The following is a 249-nucleotide window of genomic DNA, read 5'->3' on the forward strand; positions in this document are numbered from 1 at the left end:
CTGTCAGCGCTGCTCGATACCGTCGAGCAGATTCAAGGCAACGTGAATCCGGCACTCGACGTGTTCGGGATCGTGCGTACCATGTACGACGCTCGCAACAGGCTGACCCGCGATGTCAGCAAGCAACTTTCCGATTACTTTGGCGATACCCTGATCAAGGCAACCATTCCGCGCAACGTGCGGGTGGCGGAAGCGCCGAGCCACGGCCTGCCGGTGACCAAGTATGCGCGTCTGTCGCGTGGCAGCCAG

Annotated in this window: 1 protein-coding gene; it reads left to right on the forward strand. The window is 61.0% G+C overall.

The features are described 5' to 3' along the window. A partial coding sequence (locus tag R0J88_RS22320) for a ParA family protein (RefSeq protein ID WP_410901217.1) occupies positions 1-249 on the forward strand: 249 nt, incomplete at both ends.

Source organism: Pseudoalteromonas sp. SIMBA_162, assembly GCF_046535955.1.
In the GTDB taxonomy this organism is placed as follows: domain Bacteria; phylum Pseudomonadota; class Gammaproteobacteria; order Enterobacterales; family Alteromonadaceae; genus Pseudoalteromonas; species Pseudoalteromonas marina.